Raw genomic sequence first — 16,150 nt, forward strand, 5'->3', positions numbered from 1 at the left:
AAAATCATTCGCAGCGAGTAGGGCGGCGCAGCACTGCAGCCTGGGCCAGCCACGTCAGCACATCGGCTGTGACCGCATCACGGTTGGTTTCGTTGAATAATTCGTGGCGCGCCTGCGGGTAAATGCTCAGCTCCAGGTTCTGGCAGCCGGCTTCGCGCAAAGCGTTGGCCAGACTTTTGAGACGCTTGCCTTCACTGACCGGATCACATTCGCCGCCCATTATCAGGATCGGCAGGCCCGGATCGATCTGAGCGAGATTGGACGCTTTGCTGATTTGCTGCAAGCCACCCAGCAGGTCGATCCATAGCTGGTTGGTGCAACGAAAGCCACAGAGCGGGTCGCTGACGTACTTGTCGACCTCGGCCGGGTCACGGCTGAGCCAGTCGAAAGCGGTCCGATTGGGTTTAAACGCTTTGTTGAACGATCCAAATGACAGGAAATCGATCAGCGCGCTGCGTCCCCGCAAACCCTGGCGCAAGCGTTCGCCATGAGCAATCACCTTGGCCGCGCCGTACAACGCCACCGGCTGGAAATTCGAGCCGCTGAGAATCGCCCCGTTGAGGCTGGCGCTGTGGTGCAGCAGATACGCCTGGGCGATGTAGCTGCCCATGCTGTGGCCCAGCAGGATGATCGGCACGCCCGGAGCCTGCTGGCCGATGTGCTGGTTGAGGCTCGCCAGGTCGCCCACCACTTTATTCCAGCCGTCTTTCTCGGCGAACAACCCCAGCGTGCCCTCGTCGGCGGTACGCCCGTGGCCGCGCTGGTCGGGGGCGTACAGGCCATAACCGGCATCACACAACGCCTGGGCCAGGCGCCCATAGCGGCCACTGTGCTCGGCCATGCCGTGGGCCAGCATGATCAGCGCCTTGGGCGGCCCGTCGGGTAGCCATTGGTTGACGTACACCCGACTGCGGTCATTCGCGGTCAGCCAGAAAGTGGTGTGGTTCATGGCGCTTCCTTTGCTCAGGGTCGTTGCAGTGTATCGCTCATCGGCTTCGGGCCGGTGGATCAGCGCTGGCCTTAGCGGGGAGATTCACACAATCAATGACGCATCTTGTTGTATTTGCCTGATTGACCATAGCTGCTAACGTCCCCAAAGCTCCGCTTTCATCGCAATCAAAAGCGGCCGGACCACTCAGGTAAGAGGACAAGAATAATGCAACCTGATTTCTGGAATGACAAACGCGCGGCCGGGGTTCCCAACGAGATCGACTTGAGCGCCTACAAGTCGGTGATCGAAGTCTTCGAGCGTTCCTGCAAGACCTTTGCCGACCGTCCGGCGTTCAGCAACATGGGAGTCACCCTGACCTACGCCGAGCTGGATCGGCGCAGCGCAGCGTTCGCCGGCTACCTGCAAGTGCACACCGACCTCAAGCCGGGTGACCGAATTGCGGTGCAGATGCCCAACGTCCTGCATTATCCGATTGCCGTGTTCGGCGCCTTGCGCGCCGGGCTGATCGTAGTCAACACCAATCCCCTGTACACCCCGCGGGAAATGCGCCATCAGTTCAAGGACGCCGGGATTCGTGCATTGGTGTACTTGAACCTTTTCGGTTCGCGGGTTGAAGAAGTCAGTAAAGACACCGAGATCGAGTACCTGATCGAAGCGAAGATGGGCGATTTCATGCCTGCGGCCAAGGGCTGGCTGATCAACACCGTGGTCGACAAGGTCAAGAAGATGGTCCCGGCCTACAACCTGCCCCAGGCCATCTCCTTCAAGCGTGCCCTGCACATGGGCGCCGGCCAGGCGCTCATCCGCCACCCGGTGACCCTCGACGACATCGCCGTGCTGCAATACACCGGCGGCACCACCGGCCTGGCCAAGGGCGCCATGCTCACCCACGGCAACCTGGTAGCCAACATGCAGCAAGTGCGGGCGTGCATGTCGCAACTGGGGGACGACGGGCATCCGCTGATCAAGGAAGGGCAGGAGGTGATGGTCGCGCCTTTGCCGCTGTACCATATCTATGCCTTCACCGCGAATTGCATGTGCATGATGGTGTCGGGCAACCACAACGTGCTGATCACCAATCCCCGGGACATCGGCGGCTTTATCAAGGAGCTGAAGAAGTGGCGCTTCACCGGGCTGCTGGGGCTCAACACGCTGTTTGTGGCGTTGATGGATCACCCGGACTTCAAGAGCCTGGATTTTTCCCACCTCAAACTCACCAACTCCGGCGGCACCGCGCTGGTCAAGGCCACGGCGGAGCGCTGGCAGCAACTGACCGGCTGCGCGATTGGCGAAGGGTATGGCCTTACTGAAACCTCGCCGGTGGCCAGCACCAACCCCTATGGCGGCAAATCGAAGCTGGGCACCGTAGGCATTCCGGTACCGGGCACGGCGATGAAGGTCATCGACGATAACGGCGTGGAGTTGCTGCTGGGCGAGCGGGGCGAGTTGTGCATCAAGGGCCCGCAAGTGATGAAGGGCTATTGGCAGCAACCGGTGGCGACCGCCGAGACGCTGGACGCTGAGGGCTGGCTCAAGACCGGCGATATCGCGGTGATCGACCCGGACGGCTTTGTGCGCATCGTTGATCGCAAGAAGGATTTGATCATCGTCTCGGGCTTCAACGTGTACCCCAACGAGATCGAAGACGTGGTGATGGCACACCCGGCAGTGGCTAGCTGCGCGGTGATCGGTGTCCCGGACGAGCGTACCGGCGAGGCGGTGAAGCTGTTTGTGGTGGCCCGTGCCCAGGGCGTGAGCCTTGAAGAACTGAAGACTTACTGCAAGGCCAACTTCACCGGCTACAAGGTGCCCAAGCACATTGTGTTGCGTGATTCGTTGCCGATGACGCCGGTGGGCAAGATCTTGCGGCGTGAGCTTCGCGACATCGCCTGATTTGAAATAAGGTCAAAAAATGTGGGAGCGGGCTTGCTCGCGAAAGCGCAGTGTCAGTCACACGATATGTCGACTGATACACCGCCTTCGCGAGCAAGCCCGCTCCCACATTTGGTTTTCATTCATTCAGTGGAATCGTGTGAACGCCCATTCCAGAGCCTTTTCCAGGCTTATAGAATCTTTGCTCTAAAAATGACCATTAGATATTCTTGAGTCATGTTTATGACCGTAGGGGCCTCTTTTGGCTCTAGGCGGCCTTTGGCAAAGCTGCTACTCTCGGCGCGCTTTGTGACCTCTTGGCCTGCTTTTAACCGCCAGACTCACCCAAAAACAAACAAATAATAATCGCATCAAATGCGATGAATGAATTCGCGTCGCTGAGGAGTGGGCTTCCATGATCGAAGACTTTTGGAAGGATAAGTACCCCGCCGGGATTGCTGCAGAAATCAATCCAGACGAGTATCCGAATATTCAGGCGGTACTGAAACAGTCCTGCCAACGCTTCGCCAACAAACCGGCTTTCAGCAACCTGGGCAAGACAATCACCTACGGTGAACTGTACGAACTGTCCGGCGCCTTTGCCGCCTACCTGCAACAGCATACCGACTTGCAGCCCGGTGATCGAATCGCCGTTCAACTGCCCAACGTCCTGCAATACCCCGTCGCCGTATTCGGTGCCATCCGTGCCGGCTTGATCGTGGTCAACACCAACCCGCTGTACACCGCGCGGGAAATGGAACACCAATTCAACGACTCGGGTGCCAAGGCCCTGGTCTGCCTGGCCAACATGGCGCACCTGGCTGAAAAAGTCGTGCCCAAGACTTCCGTCAAGCACGTGATCGTTACCGAAGTCGCCGACCTGTTGCCGCCGCTCAAGCGCCTGCTGATCAACAGCGTCATCAAATACGTGAAGAAGATGGTCCCGGCGTACCACTTGCCCAAGGCGATCAAGTTCAACGACGTATTGGCCAAGGGTCACGGCCAGCCGGTCAACGAAGTCAGCCCTGCCAGCGACGAAGTCGCGGTATTGCAGTACACCGGCGGCACCACCGGCGTGGCCAAAGGCGCGATGCTGACCCACCGCAACCTCGTCGCCAACATGCTGCAGTGCAAGGCGCTGATGGGCTCCAACCTCAATGAAGGCTGCGAGATCCTGATCACCCCGCTGCCGCTGTACCACATCTATGCCTTCACCTTTCATTGCATGGCGATGATGCTGATCGGCAACCACAACATCCTGATCAGCAACCCGCGCGACCTGTCGGCGATGGTCAAGGAACTGTCGAAGTGGAAGTTCAGCGGCTTTGTCGGCCTGAACACACTGTTTGTTGCGCTGTGCAACAACGACGCCTTCCGCAAGCTGGATTTCTCGGCGCTGAAAGTCACCCTGTCGGGCGGCATGGCCCTGCAATTGGCGGCAGCCGAGCGCTGGAAAGCGGTCACCGGCTGCTCCATCTGCGAAGGTTACGGCATGACCGAAACCAGCCCGGTGGCCACCGTGAACCCGATCCAGCACATCCAGATCGGTACCATCGGCATTCCGGTGCCGTCGACCCTGTGCAAAGTCATCACCGATGACGGCGTCGAACTGGCACTGGGTGAAGTGGGCGAGTTGTGCGTCAAGGGCCCGCAAGTGATGAAGGGCTACTGGCAGCGCGAAGACGCCACAGCCGAGATCCTCGACAGCGAAGGCTGGCTGAAGACCGGTGACATCGCGATCATCCAGCCGGATGGCTACATGCGCATTGTCGACCGCAAGAAGGACATGATCCTGGTCTCCGGTTTCAACGTGTACCCCAACGAGCTGGAAGACGTACTGGCGACCCTGCCGGGCGTGCTGCAATGTGCGGCCATTGGTGTGCCGGACGAGAAGTCCGGGGAACACATCAAGATCTTCATCGTGGTCAAGCCGGGTGCCACCCTGACCAAAGACCAGGTGATGGAGCACATGCGTGCCAACGTCACGGGCTACAAGGTGCCCAAGGCCGTGGAATTCCGCGATGCGCTGCCGACCACCAACGTCGGTAAGATCCTGCGCCGTGAATTGCGGGATGAAGAGCTGAAGAAGGCCGGGTTGAAGAAGTAACCGGCCTTAAAACAAAAAGCCCTGCAGATGCAGGGCTTTTTATTGAACGCGAATTTTCCCGCATTGAAATGCAATCCAAATGTGGGAGCGGGCTTGCTCGCGAAAGCGGTGTGCCAGTGATATACCGGTTACTGACACACCGCATTCGCGAGCAAGCCCGCTCCCACAGTTTTTACTGCATTCCTACAGTGCGAACTGCGCGAAGCTCACACCGGCGCCAGCCGGGCGTACGTCCTTGAGGAACGAGTCCTTGTCGGCACTCAGCTCCAGGGTGATCTCCGGCTTGCGCTTGCCGGCATTGCGCACCACCAGGCCTTCAAGCTTCTCGCGCAAAAACACTGTCGGCACCTTCAAGTGCAGCAACTGGTCGTTGTCCGCGTTGTGCATCAACAAGTGAATCCACTCGTACTGGCCCACGGCAATCCGGCCCACTGGCAGGTCGAACCACCAGATGTTGCGTTTGCGGTCCAGGTCGGTGAAATGGCAGTTGTTGACGCCGAGTACGGCACCGCCCAGTTCCTGGTTTCTGCGGGCGATGGCCTGTGCTTTATTGAGTTTCATAACCTTCCTACGGGATCTGTTATCCAGCGCTTGCGCCTGGATGTGCCCGGCATTCTCGTGGGTTGGCCGCAAAACATAAAGCCAAACCTGTATGCCGCGATGAAATGCAGGTCAAAAAATAATTGAAACTCTCTGGAAAGGCCAAGGGTCAACGATTACGTAGTGACCAAAATCCTTGATTGTTCCCAGGAGAAATACCATGAGTAGCACATCGGATAAGGCAAAAGGTTTAGCGAACGAGGCCGTGGGCAACGTGAAGCAAGGGGTCGGTAAAGTCACCGGCAACGACAAGCTACGGGCTGAAGGCGTGGTTCAGGAAAAGAAAGGCGAAGTGCAAAAAGCAGTCGGCGACACCAAGGACGCGGTCAAGAAAGCGACCAAATAGTCCCGACCTGGCTGACTGCATTCCAGCCGCCCGACGGCCATCCACGGATGGCCGTTTTTGTGTCACCCGCAGTGATTAAAGATTGGAAATTGTTTCAGGGTCGCCAAATGGGCTACCTTGATGTAGAAAACGGCCCCTGAGTCGCCCACGAACTCAAATTTTTTGCGGCGAAAGGAGACGCTATGATTTTTCCGGTATTACAAGGCTTGCCCCTGCACAAGGTGCTGGTGCGCACCGTCAAAGAGTTCGTCGATGACGAGATGCCTACGTACGCCTCGGCACTGGCCTACCAGATGCTGTTCTCGCTGTTTCCCTTCTTGCTGTTCCTGATTGCCCTGATCGGTTTCCTGCACCTGCCAGACTTCTTCACCTGGCTGCGCATGCAGTCGGAACTGGTGTTGCCGCCCCAGGCCCTGGAACAGGTCAACCCGGTGATCGACCAGTTGCAGCAATCCAAGGGTGGCCTGCTGTCGGTGGGTATCGTGATCGCGCTGTACACCGCCTCGGCGGGCGTGCGCCTGATGATGAGCGCGATGAACGCCGCCTACGACGTGGTGGAAGGCCGGCCGATCTGGAAGCGTTTCCCGCTGTCGGTGTTCTACACCATCGGCATCGCCGGCATGCTGTTGGCTGCCGCCGCGTTGATGGTGCTCGGGCCGCAGGTGATGGAATGGCTGGCGGGGCAGATCGGCATGCAGGAATTCGTGGTCACGTTGTGGACCATCCTGCGTTGGCCGCTGATCGTGATCCTGTTGATGTTCTCCGTGGCCTTGATGTACTACGTGATGCCTGACGTGAAGCAGAAATTTCGCTTTATCACCCCGGGATCGGTGCTGGCGGTGGTGGTCTGGATCATCGCTTCCCTGGGGTTTGGCTACTACGTCAAAACCTTTGCCGACTACAACGCCATGTATGGCAGTATCGGCGCGATCATCGTGTTGCTGCTGTACTTCTACATTTCGGCCGCTGTGCTGTTGCTGGGGGCGGAGATGAACGCGGTGATCGAACATATGTCGGCTGAAGGCAAGGATCCTGGTGAAAAGGACTTTGGCGAGCACGACGAAAAAAAGCATGTTTCCGGCCTCGGCCGAGACCCCTCACTCAAGCCCACTACCGACGAAGTCTGATCGATGATCCGTGAAATCCTGAAAATGGGCGATGAGCGCCTGCTGCGTGTTGCCCCGCCGGTTCCGCCGGAAATGTTCGACAGCCCTGAGCTGTGGCAGTTGATTGATGACATGTTCCAGACCATGGAGCACGTGGGCGGCGTTGGCCTGGCCGCGCCGCAGGTGGGTGTGGACCTGCAACTGGTGATCTTCGGTTTCGAGAGCAGCGAACGCTACCCGGACGCGCCCGCCGTGCCCCAGACCATCCTGATCAACCCGCTGATCACGCCACTCAGTCCTGTATTGGAAGAGGGTTATGAAGGCTGTCTGTCGGTGCCTGGTTTGCGTGGAGCAGTGGACCGCTACCAGCAGATTCGCTACGAAGGGTTTGACCCCAAGGGCGAGCCGATTGTACGGATTGCCGAAGGTTTCCACGCACGAGTGGTCCAGCACGAGTGCGATCACCTGATCGGCCGGCTGTACCCCTCGCGGATTACCGACTTCAGCAAGTTCGGGTTTATCGAAGTAATGTTCCCGGATATGGATCCGACGGCAGACGATTGACCGGCGATCCCTTTAGCGAGGCAGCTTGCTGTGGCGAGGGAGCTTGCTCCCGCTGGAGTGCGAAGCGCTCCCAAGATTTTGGGGCCGCTGCGCAGCCCAGCGGGAGCAAGCTCCCTCGCCACAGAATGTGTGGTTTATTTAGCGGGTTTAACAAACCGCAACGTCATCCGGTCCGACTCACCAATCGCTACATACTTCGCCTTATCCTTCTCCCCCAACGTCAACGCAGGCGGCAAGGTCCAGACCCCATCCGGGTAATCCTTGGTGTCTTTCGGGTTAGCATTGACCTCGCTCTGCCCCTCAAGCTTGAACCCCGCATCAGTCGCCAGTTTCACCACATACGCCGTGGTCAGGTAACCGCTGTGCTTGATGTCTTCCAGCGACGCCCCGTCCTTGGCTCGGTGATCCACCACACCCAGCACGCCACCCGGTTTCAACACCTTGAAGAATGCATCGAACATCGCCGGTGCCGTATCCGCCATCACCCAGTTGTGCACGTTGCGAAAGGTCAGCACCGTGTCGGCCGAGCCAGGCTGGCCTAGCACCGGTGCCTTGGGATCGAACTCGACGAAGCCGGCCTTGGCGTAATGCGCCGGATCTGCCGCAAATTTCTTCTTCAGGTTTTCCTCTGACGTACGCGCGTAAGCACTATTCCCGGGCGCCTGCACGGCGGCGATGTAATGGCCGCTGTCCTTGAGCAATGGCGCCAGCACTTCGCTGTACCAGCCGCCACCCGGGGTGATTTCGATCAGGGTCTGGTTGGCCCGCAGGCCAAAGAATTCCAGGGTCTGTTGCGGGTGACGATAGACATCGCGCGCGCTGTTCGCAGGCACGCGCCAACTGCCGGCGAGCACGCTTGCGTACTGCTCGGCGGAAACCGGGGCTTCGGCTGCCTGGCTCAAGGCCGGGGCGAGGAGGGCGGCAAGGGACAAAGCTGCAAGGGTCGCTTTCATGATCTTCCAGGGAGTGGGCCTATGTGTCGCCGAGGCTAGCATGGGGGCCACAAACGCTGTTTACACATTATCGATGGTCGACCTCACCAACGGTTCTAAGCCCATCGCAATCATTGGCTTGTTACGTTTGTAACGCACCAGCCGCTCGGACAAGGACTGCGGCAGCAGCGTGTCGTGGGTAAAGCCGAGGCGCTGGTAAAAGCCTTCAAGTTCCGGGTGGCACAGCAGCCACACCGTTCCTTCAACGCTGGCGACCGAGGCTCGAATCAGCCGCGCTGCCAGCCCTTGGCCACGCATGGCCGGGTCGACAAACAGCCCGGTCAGCCATTGCCCGCCCACCACTGGCGTCAGGCACAGGCCCGCGACAATCTCGCTGCCTTTGGCCACCCACAACTGGCCGCCCTTGAGGGCCTTCATCGGTGAGTTATGGCGGCGGTAGAACTTGTTCAGCAGCGGCCACAAAGGCTCTGCCAGTCGGTCGATGTGCAACTCGGGCATGGTTTTCAAACACGCGAATTCAGGGGGCGAAGATTATAAGTCGGGCAAAGCGCCTTCTGTTGGGCAATCGGTGTTATACCCAGTGTTACATCCCCTGTAAGTGGAGCACGCATCATGGCCAAAGGTCTGAATTCCAAGAAAGCTGACAAGAAGAAACCGGCAAAGACCGCCGATGAAAAACGCGCCGAGAAAAAGGCCAAGAAAACCGACAGCAATCTGTTCGGTCACTAAAGTTCTAAGCTAAGCACCAAACGATCTGCAAGATTTTCCCGCCTTATTGCACAGAGCAGGATGAAGCCGACTTTTTCGTCGGTCACGCCTGCCCTGAGCTGCCGATGTCCAACTACCTTGATGAAACCCACAGCTTCGAAATCGAGGCCCTGGCAAATACCTTTACCGCCCGCACCGAGTGGCCGACCTGGCTGCTGTTGATCGGTGTGTATGCCGGCTGGTTTACGGTGATGTTTGGCAGCCACTGGCTCGGCCGGTGGCTGAGTACCGCGCTGTTGATTCCGCTCGTGGCACTGTGGATGTCCCTGCAACACGAACTCCTGCACGGCCATCCCACCCGTTTCAATGCCCTGAACAAACTCCTCGGCTACGCGCCGTTTGCCGTCTGGTACCCCTACACCCTGTACCGCAACTGCCACCTGGTGCATCACAACGACGAAGACCTGACGGTGCCCGGTGTCGATCCGGAAAGCCGCTACTTGAATCAATTGCAGTGGTCAGCGAGTTCACCCTTTGAGCGCACCCTGCATTGGCTGACCAAGACCGTCCTCGGGCGCTTCCTGCTGGGCTCGCCGCTGGCGCTGTGGAAACTGGCCCGCAACGAATTCAGGCGCCTGTGCCAAGGCCAGCGCCAGGCCTGGTTGATGTGGCTGAGCCATGGCACCGTGACCGCACTGATGCTGACCTTTATCGCCCACTACAGCGTGCTGCCGGTGTGGCACTACGTGGCGCTGGTCAGCGTGCCGGCCTTGTCGGTGGCGGCGATCCGTTCCTACTATGAACACCGCCCGCACCCGCAACCGGAGCAACGCACGGTTCTCAATGAGGCCGCCTGGCCGTGGACCTGGCTGTTCCTCAACAACAACCTGCACCTGGTGCACCACGACTTGCCGAAGCTGCCGTGGTACTTGCTGCCCACCGTGTACCGCGCGCGCCGCGAACAATGGGTGGCGCGCAGCGGCGGGTTCCTGGTGCAGGGTTACGGCCAGTTGATCGGCCGTCACGGGCTCAAGGCTATCGACAGCCCACGGCACCCCTTTGCTTGAGAGACGACCATGAGTGACCGCTACGCCGAACTGCTGATGTACGTGGCGCCGCAAGAGGTGCAACAGGCCAACGAGCGCTGGCTTTCGCGCATCCTGGAGCACCTGGGCGTGACCCGCCGCAATGCCGAGCATCTCGACCTGCGAAGCCTGTGGCGCGCGCCCGAATTGCTGCTGACGCAAACCTGCGGCTACCCGCTGATGACCGAGCTGCGCGGGCAGGTCCATGTGATCGGCCGCCCGCGCTACGAGCTGCCCCACAGCAGCGGTGGCGCCCATTGCAGCCTGCTGCTGACCCGCGACGACAATCCACGTAGCGCCTTGGCCGACTTTTACAACAGCCGCGGCGTGATCAATGGCCACGACTCCAACAGCGGCATGAACCTGCTGCGTGAGCGCCTGGCGCCGCTGCAGCAGGGCGGTCGGTTCTTTGCCGACGTCGGCATCAGCGGCGCCCATCGTGAAAGCCTGCGCTGGCTGCGGGAAGACCGTGCTGACCTGGCCGCCATCGACAGCGTGACCTTCGACTACCTCGCGCGTTTTGCGCCGCAGGAAGTGGCCGGGCTGCGGATCGTCACCCGCAGTGCGCCCAGCCCGACGTTGCCGTACATCACCGCGCCGGGTTCAAGTGAACACCTGCGGGAAGCCATGAACCTGGCCTTGCAGGACCTGCCCGACGTGGTGCAAACCCTCGGCGTACACGAAGTGCTGCCCGCCAGCGAAGCGGATTACCAGGTGCTGCTGGATTACCGGCAGCAGGCCGAAGCCCTGGGTTATCCCGACCTCCAATGATCGTTCCCACGCTCCGCGTGGGAACGCACCTTGTGACGCTCTGCGTCACGATTTCAAGCAGACGCGGAGCGTCCAAGGCGGCATTCCCACGCAGAGTGTGGGAACGATCGGTTATATAAAAATACCTTTTAAATATTATTAAAGAATAAGCAGCCTTGCTAGGATCGCTCCACCGGAACACCGGACATAACGCGCAACCTACTCAGATGGAGCCACTATGTCCGGCGCCGACACTTCTCACAGCGATTACGTGGGCGGATTATTCCGCAGTCATTACGACTGGCTGTGCGGCCGTTTGCACCGCCATCTCGATTCCCGTGCCCACGCCGAAGACATCGCTGCCGACACCTTCGTCCAACTGTTGAGTGCCCCGGGCGTGGCGCCGATCCGCCAACCCCGCGCCTTGCTCACCACCATTGCTCAACGCCTGATGTATCAACTGTGGCGCCGTCGAGACCTGGAGCGCGCTTACCTCGACGCCCTCGATCAGGACGAAACGTCGCTCGCACCCTCTCCCGAACACCTGGCGCAAATGCTCGAAGCCCTGCAGGCCATCGACCAGTTGCTCGACGGCTTGCCGGCCAAGGTCAAGGCGACCTTCCTGTTGTCGCAGCTCAATGGCCTGACCTACCCGGAAATCGCGGCCGAGCTGGGCATTTCCCCGCGTTCGGTCAGCAACTACATGAGCCGTTTGCGCCAGACCCCGGGCCAGCAATACAGGCACCTGCCGCCGACGGCGCCGGGAGGGGCGTTTTACTACACGCGGCTCAGTTATGACTTTTAAACCCTGATCTTGAAGGGTGTGGAGATCAAATGTGGGAGCGGGCTTGCTCGCGAAAGCGGTGTATCAGTTAGCACATGTATCGACTGACACGACGCCTTCGCGAGCAAGCCCGCTCCCACACTGACTGTGCTTACTTCGGATTGTTTGTAGATTGAAAATTGAATCTCCAAGAGGCTACTCATGAGAACACTCAAAAACCTGCTCGGTGGCTCGCTCCTGGCACTCACCGTCCTGGCACAGTCCGCCACAGCCGCCGAACCAGCCAAACCGATTCACTTCGGTGACATCACCTGGGAAAGCGGCAGCCTCATCACCGAAGTGCTGCGCCTGATCGTCGAGAAAGGCTACGGCCTGCCCACCGACACCTTGCCCGGCAGCACCGTGAGCCTGGAGGCCGCCTTGGCCAAGGACGATATCCAGGTGATCGGCGAAGAATGGGCCGGGCGCAGTCCGGCGTGGGTCAAGGCTGAAAGCGAAGGCAAAGTATTCGGCCTGGGCGACACCGTCAAAGGCGCCACCGAAGGTTGGTGGGTACCCGAGTATGTGATCAAGGGCGACGCCGAGCGCGGTATCAAGCCCTTGGCACCGGAGCTTAAATCCGTCGCCGACCTGGCCCGTTACAAAGACGTGTTCCGCGACCCCGAAGACCCCACCCGCGGTCGCTTCCTCAACAGCCCCACCGGCTGGACCTCGGAGATCGTCAACAGCCAGAAACTCAAGGCTTACGGGCTGACCGACACCTTCGTCAACTTCCGCACCGGCTCCGGCGCGGCGCTGGATGCCGAGGTCGCTTCGTCGATCCGTCGCGGCAAGCCGGTGCTGTTCTACTACTGGTCGCCGACGCCACTGTTGGGGCGCTTCAAGTTGATCAAACTGGAAGAGCCGCCGTTCAACGCCGAAGCCTGGAAGACCCTGGCCGACGCCAACAACCCGCACCCCATCGGTACCCGCTCGATGCAGGCGCGGTTGGCGATTGGCGTGTCGGCGCCGTTCAAGACGCAGTACCCGCAACTGGTGACGTTCTTTGAAAAGGTCGACCTGCCGATTGACCTGCTCAACGGCATCCTCGCGCAAATGGCCGAGAAACGTACCGCGCCGCGCCAAGTGGCTGAAGCGTTCCTGAAAGAACAACCGCAGGTCTGGCAGCAATGGGTGCCGGCGGACGTCGCGGCCAAGGTCAAGGAGAGTCTCTGATGCGCAAGCTCATCGCAGCCACACTGTTGGCGCTGTGCGCCGGGCCGCTGCTGGCGGCAGAACCGGCCACCCTGCGGGTCGGCTACCAGAAAAGCTCGGTGAGCATGGTGCTCGCCCGTGAGCATCACCTGTTCGAAGAAGGGCTGCCGGGCACCAAGGTCGAGTGGATCGAATTTCTTGGCGGCCCGCCGCTGATCGAAGCATTGAACGGCGGCAGCATCGACATCGGCAATATCGGTGACATCCCGCCGATCTTCGCCCAGGCCGCCGGGATCGACATTCGCTATATAGCCGTCGAACCCAACGACGGCCGCACCGAAGCCATCCTGCTGCCCAAAGACAGCACCGTGCAAAGCGTGGCCGAACTCAAGGGCAAACGCGTGGCGCTGCTCAAGGGCTCCAGCGCCCACAACCTGTTCCTCAAAAGCCTGCTGCGTGCGGGCTTGCAGTGGAAGGATGTGAACGTGGTGTACCTGTCGCCCTCCGACGGCCGTGCCGCGTTTGAACAAGGCAAGGTCGACGCCTGGGTCGTGTGGGACCCTTACTACTCGGCGGCGGTGGTGGACGGTTCGGCGAAGGTGCTGGGGGATGGCCAGGGGCTGAACCCGGCGGGCAGTTTCTTCATCGCCAGCGGCGCGTTTGCCAAGCAGCACCCCCAGGCGATTGCCACGATTCTCAAGGTGTTTGCCCAGGCGCAGCGATTGTCCCTGGACCATCACGACGAAAGCGTCGCGCTGATGGCCAAGACCCTGGGCTTGCAGCCGGCGGTAGTGGAAAGCTACTTCAAGCACCGCTCGCCGACGCCGAGCCGGCCACTGAACGCGACGGACATCGCCACCCAACAAGGCACGGCCGACGCGTTTTTTGCCAACGGCCTGATCCCGAAAAAGGTCGATGTGCAGCAAGTCGTGTTCAAGGCCCCATAACTTTATCCCTGTGGTGAGGGGGTTGCTGTGGGGGGGCTTGCTGTGGCGAGGGAGCTTGCTCCCGCTGGGCTGCGTAGCGGCCCCAAAAAAGCGGGAGCGCTTCGCACTCCAGCGGGAGCAAGCTCCCTCGCCACATAAAAGCCTCTTCAGCGTCGACTTTCGTAACCCATCAGTGAGCAGGCCATGCAACCGATCTGCATCGACTTCCTCAACGCCATCGAATCCAGCGTTGCCATCCGGGTCGGTGGATGGGTTGGGCCTACCTGTAAAGCAATGGAAATCAAATGTGGGAGCGGGCTTGCTCGCGAAAGCGGTGGATCAGTCAATGCATCTGGTGACTGTCACACCGCATTCGCGAGCAAGCCCGCTCCCACATTTTGACCATATTTCAGGTCATGGATTTTCAGCGGCCAACGCAGCAATCACCGCCGGCCGTTCACCAACCCGCTGCTGAAACTTCGCCAGCGCCGGCCACTGCTGCAAGTCGATATCAAAGAACCCCGCCCAACGCAGCACCACAAACAGATACGCATCTGCCACGGAGAATTGCGCGCCCAACAGGTAGTCCTGACGCTCCAGGGTCTGTACCAGAATCGCAAACCGCTTGAACAGCGTGGCCTTGAACAGCGCCTTCACCTCATCCGGAATCGCGTCCTTGAACAACACCCCCAGCCCGCCGTGAATCTCGCTGGAGACAAAGTTCAGCCATTCCTGCAAACGCACCCGCTCCCAACTGCCATTGACCGGCGCCAGGCCAGCTTCGGGGACCAAGTCGGCCAGGTATTGCAGGATGGCGGCACCTTCGGTCAGCACCTCGCCGTTGTCCAGTTGCAACGCCGCCACGTAACCCTTGGGGTTGATCTGCAAGAAGTCATCACCGTCAGCCGTGAGCTTTTTCTGGTTGTCGACGCGAATCAATTCAAACGGCAGGGCCAATTCCCGCAGCACGATATGGGAGGCGAGGGAACAGGCATTCGGGGAAAAATACAGCTTCATCGGGGCAACTCCGCAGGACAGTTGCCTTCAGTCTCGTGGGCATGGCACCTTGCGTAAAATTAATCTTTCAGAACCCTGCCATAAGGACAGCTACTGCCATGATGAACCTGATGCACTGGCGCCTGCTGGTGGCCGTGGCGGACAACGGCAGTATCACCGCAGCCTCCGAGCGGGTGGGCATGACCCAATCCGCCGCCAGCCAGGCCATGGCGGCCATGGAGGCCAACCTCGGTGCGCAGTTGTTTGTACGTGAAGCGCGCCAGACCTTGCCCACTGCCTTGGGCCTGCAAGTGATCGAGCAGGCGCGGGTGATGCTGGGGGCCTTGCAGGCGATTCGTACCACGGTGGACGAAGCGCGGCCCATGCTGCGTGGGACGATCCGCATCGCGAGTTTCCCCATGGTGCTCGCGGTGTTTCTGCCGCCGCTGTTGCGGCGGTTCAACCAGCTTTACCCAGGCATTGAGGTCACGGGGCTGGAAGTCACGGACGATGAAGTGAACACCTTGCTTGACGCGAATCTGATCGACTTGGGGGTGGTACTCAACCCGCCATCCGAGCGCAATGCTGCGGTGCTGGGGCGCGATAACTGGGTTGCCGTGTTGCCGATGGCGCACGCGTTTTCCCGGCGCCCGGCGCAGGCAACGGTGACGCTGGAAGAGTTGGTGGAGCAGCCGTTTGTGCTTGCCACCGGCGGCTGCACCGTCAACGCCCGCAGCCTGGCGCAGGAAGCCGGTTTGATATTGCGCGAGGTACGGGTGGAAGTGCGGGAGTGGAACAGCGCCTTTAGCCTGGTGCGCGAAGGTGTCGGCGTCACCCTGGTACCCGAGATGACCCTGCCGGCCCAGCGCCACGGCTTGCGCATCATGCCGCTGGCGGAGCCGGTGCACCGCGAGTTCGCCTTGGTGACTTCACGCCACCAACCGCCTTCTGCAGCGGTTAATGCCTTGTTGCAAATGCTGGCTGACTAGTGGCCTTGCATAGCGCCAACGCCTGTCTATGCTCACCCAGAACCGTTGATGACGCATGGCATATAAAGCGTTTCGGATGGTTTTCCCCATAAAAGGCTGTGATCAAGATTCAAACCGTGAATGGAATGCGCCCGCGTGGGCGTCGGGAAAATAAAGGGTGATCCGCCATGTTCAACCGTCAACACAAATCCGACCAGCTGGAAATCGAACGTTTCTCC

16 protein-coding genes are annotated in these 16,150 nt (G+C 60.0%); 11 read left to right on the plus strand and 5 right to left on the minus strand.

The genetic code is table 11. The features are described from left to right. Positions 1-4: 4 nt before the first annotated feature. Positions 5-949, minus strand: coding sequence for an alpha/beta hydrolase (locus HBJ59_RS28540; protein WP_167665484.1), 945 nt, complete (start codon positions 947-949; stop codon positions 5-7). Positions 950-1,156: 207 nt separating this feature from the next. Between HBJ59_RS28540 and fadD2 the strand changes: the two genes are divergently transcribed. Further along, positions 1,157-2,845, plus strand: coding sequence for a long-chain-fatty-acid--CoA ligase FadD2 (fadD2, locus tag HBJ59_RS28545; RefSeq protein WP_167665485.1), 1,689 nt, complete (start codon positions 1,157-1,159; stop codon positions 2,843-2,845). 394 nt (positions 2,846-3,239) lie between these two features. Further along, on the plus strand, positions 3,240-4,931 hold the full coding sequence (gene fadD1, locus HBJ59_RS28550; protein WP_167665486.1) for a long-chain-fatty-acid--CoA ligase FadD1: 1,692 nt from the start codon (positions 3,240-3,242) through the stop codon (positions 4,929-4,931). A gap of 183 nt (positions 4,932-5,114) precedes the next feature. On the opposite strand, the gene HBJ59_RS28555 is transcribed toward fadD1, so the two are convergent. Continuing rightward, positions 5,115-5,492, minus strand: coding sequence for a hypothetical protein (locus HBJ59_RS28555; protein ID WP_076015849.1), 378 nt, complete (start codon positions 5,490-5,492; stop codon positions 5,115-5,117). A gap of 199 nt (positions 5,493-5,691) precedes the next feature. Here HBJ59_RS28555 and HBJ59_RS28560 point away from each other — a divergent pair, with 199 nt between their 5' ends. The 3 genes from HBJ59_RS28560 (at position 5,692) to def (ending at position 7,547) form a co-directional block, all read left to right on the plus strand. Next, positions 5,692-5,877: a CsbD family protein gene (locus HBJ59_RS28560; RefSeq protein ID WP_076015848.1), complete on the plus strand. Its 186-nt coding sequence runs from the start codon at positions 5,692-5,694 to the stop codon at positions 5,875-5,877. Positions 5,878-6,059: 182 nt separating this feature from the next. Then, complete coding sequence (locus HBJ59_RS28565; RefSeq protein WP_076015847.1) at positions 6,060-7,004, plus strand: YihY/virulence factor BrkB family protein; 945 nt, start codon at positions 6,060-6,062, stop codon at positions 7,002-7,004. A gap of 3 nt (positions 7,005-7,007) precedes the next feature. After that, complete coding sequence (gene def, locus HBJ59_RS28570; RefSeq protein ID WP_167665487.1) at positions 7,008-7,547, plus strand: peptide deformylase; 540 nt, start codon at positions 7,008-7,010, stop codon at positions 7,545-7,547. 134 nt (positions 7,548-7,681) lie between these two features. Here def and HBJ59_RS28575 read toward each other — a convergent pair whose 3' ends face one another. Together HBJ59_RS28575 and HBJ59_RS28580 are read right to left on the minus strand one after the other, a co-directional pair. Next, a complete protein-coding gene (locus tag HBJ59_RS28575; RefSeq protein WP_167665488.1) occupies positions 7,682-8,500 on the minus strand; it encodes a class I SAM-dependent methyltransferase in 819 nt (272 codons plus the stop codon). Between the two features lie 60 nt (positions 8,501-8,560). Then, entirely contained in the window at positions 8,561-8,998 is a 438-nt protein-coding gene (locus HBJ59_RS28580; RefSeq protein WP_167665489.1) for a GNAT family N-acetyltransferase, read from the minus strand. A gap of 335 nt (positions 8,999-9,333) precedes the next feature. On the opposite strand from HBJ59_RS28580, the gene HBJ59_RS28585 reads away from it, so the two are divergent. The 5 genes from HBJ59_RS28585 to HBJ59_RS28605 all read left to right on the plus strand — a co-directional run bounded on the left by HBJ59_RS28585 (position 9,334) and on the right by HBJ59_RS28605 (position 13,968). Then, positions 9,334-10,275 carry a fatty acid desaturase gene (locus HBJ59_RS28585; protein WP_167665491.1) on the plus strand — a complete coding sequence of 314 codons (942 nt, stop codon included), beginning with the start codon at positions 9,334-9,336 and terminating at the stop codon, positions 10,273-10,275. A gap of 9 nt (positions 10,276-10,284) precedes the next feature. After that, positions 10,285-11,064, plus strand: a complete 780-nt coding sequence (locus HBJ59_RS28590; RefSeq protein ID WP_167665492.1) for a phosphate/phosphite/phosphonate ABC transporter substrate-binding protein — start codon at positions 10,285-10,287, stop codon at positions 11,062-11,064. A 217-nt stretch (positions 11,065-11,281) separates the two neighbouring features. Further along, entirely contained in the window at positions 11,282-11,848 is a 567-nt protein-coding gene (locus HBJ59_RS28595) for a sigma-70 family RNA polymerase sigma factor (protein WP_256670920.1), read from the plus strand. A gap of 180 nt (positions 11,849-12,028) precedes the next feature. Next, positions 12,029-13,042, plus strand: coding sequence for an ABC transporter substrate-binding protein (locus HBJ59_RS28600; RefSeq protein ID WP_167665494.1), 1,014 nt, complete (start codon positions 12,029-12,031; stop codon positions 13,040-13,042). Then, positions 13,042-13,968 (plus strand): aliphatic sulfonate ABC transporter substrate-binding protein, encoded by a 927-nt coding sequence (locus HBJ59_RS28605; RefSeq protein WP_167665495.1) that lies wholly within the window; start codon positions 13,042-13,044, stop codon positions 13,966-13,968. The genes HBJ59_RS28600 and HBJ59_RS28605 overlap by 1 nt, the downstream gene beginning before the upstream one ends. Before the next feature lie 393 nt (positions 13,969-14,361). On the opposite strand, the gene gstA is transcribed toward HBJ59_RS28605, so the two are convergent. After that, complete coding sequence (gene gstA, locus HBJ59_RS28610) at positions 14,362-14,964, minus strand: glutathione transferase GstA (protein ID WP_076015839.1); 603 nt, start codon at positions 14,962-14,964, stop codon at positions 14,362-14,364. Positions 14,965-15,062: 98 nt separating this feature from the next. On the opposite strand from gstA, the gene HBJ59_RS28615 reads away from it, so the two are divergent. Then, on the plus strand, positions 15,063-15,932 hold the full coding sequence (locus HBJ59_RS28615; RefSeq protein WP_076015838.1) for a LysR family transcriptional regulator: 870 nt from the start codon (positions 15,063-15,065) through the stop codon (positions 15,930-15,932). Positions 15,933-16,150 lie beyond the last annotated feature (218 nt).

Source organism: Pseudomonas sp. AN3A02 (assembly GCF_011765255.1).
In the GTDB taxonomy this organism is placed as follows: Bacteria; Pseudomonadota; Gammaproteobacteria; order Pseudomonadales; family Pseudomonadaceae; genus Aquipseudomonas.

Excerpts from the sequence above, each read along its gene's own strand:
- fadD1 (WP_167665486.1), top strand. The coding sequence starts at position 3,240 with ATGATCGAAGACTTTTGGAAGGATAAGTACCCCGCCGGGATTGCTGCA.
- HBJ59_RS28560 (WP_076015848.1), top strand. The coding sequence starts at position 5,692 with ATGAGTAGCACATCGGATAAGGCAAAAGGTTTAGCGAACGAGGCCGTG.
- fadD2 (WP_167665485.1), top strand. The coding sequence starts at position 1,157 with ATGCAACCTGATTTCTGGAATGACAAACGCGCGGCCGGGGTTCCCAAC.
- HBJ59_RS28615 (WP_076015838.1), top strand. The coding sequence starts at position 15,063 with ATGATGAACCTGATGCACTGGCGCCTGCTGGTGGCCGTGGCGGACAAC.
- def (WP_167665487.1), top strand. The coding sequence starts at position 7,008 with ATGATCCGTGAAATCCTGAAAATGGGCGATGAGCGCCTGCTGCGTGTT.
- HBJ59_RS28565 (WP_076015847.1), top strand. The coding sequence starts at position 6,060 with ATGATTTTTCCGGTATTACAAGGCTTGCCCCTGCACAAGGTGCTGGTG.
- HBJ59_RS28580 (WP_167665489.1), bottom strand. The coding sequence starts at position 8,998 with ATGCCCGAGTTGCACATCGACCGACTGGCAGAGCCTTTGTGGCCGCTG.
- HBJ59_RS28590 (WP_167665492.1), top strand. The coding sequence starts at position 10,285 with ATGAGTGACCGCTACGCCGAACTGCTGATGTACGTGGCGCCGCAAGAG.
- HBJ59_RS28540 (WP_167665484.1), bottom strand. The coding sequence starts at position 949 with ATGAACCACACCACTTTCTGGCTGACCGCGAATGACCGCAGTCGGGTG.
- gstA (WP_076015839.1), bottom strand. The coding sequence starts at position 14,964 with ATGAAGCTGTATTTTTCCCCGAATGCCTGTTCCCTCGCCTCCCATATC.
- HBJ59_RS28555 (WP_076015849.1), bottom strand. The coding sequence starts at position 5,492 with ATGAAACTCAATAAAGCACAGGCCATCGCCCGCAGAAACCAGGAACTG.
- HBJ59_RS28605 (WP_167665495.1), top strand. The coding sequence starts at position 13,042 with ATGCGCAAGCTCATCGCAGCCACACTGTTGGCGCTGTGCGCCGGGCCG.
- HBJ59_RS28600 (WP_167665494.1), top strand. The coding sequence starts at position 12,029 with ATGAGAACACTCAAAAACCTGCTCGGTGGCTCGCTCCTGGCACTCACC.
- HBJ59_RS28585 (WP_167665491.1), top strand. The coding sequence starts at position 9,334 with ATGTCCAACTACCTTGATGAAACCCACAGCTTCGAAATCGAGGCCCTG.
- HBJ59_RS28595 (WP_256670920.1), top strand. The coding sequence starts at position 11,282 with ATGTCCGGCGCCGACACTTCTCACAGCGATTACGTGGGCGGATTATTC.
- HBJ59_RS28575 (WP_167665488.1), bottom strand. The coding sequence starts at position 8,500 with ATGAAAGCGACCCTTGCAGCTTTGTCCCTTGCCGCCCTCCTCGCCCCG.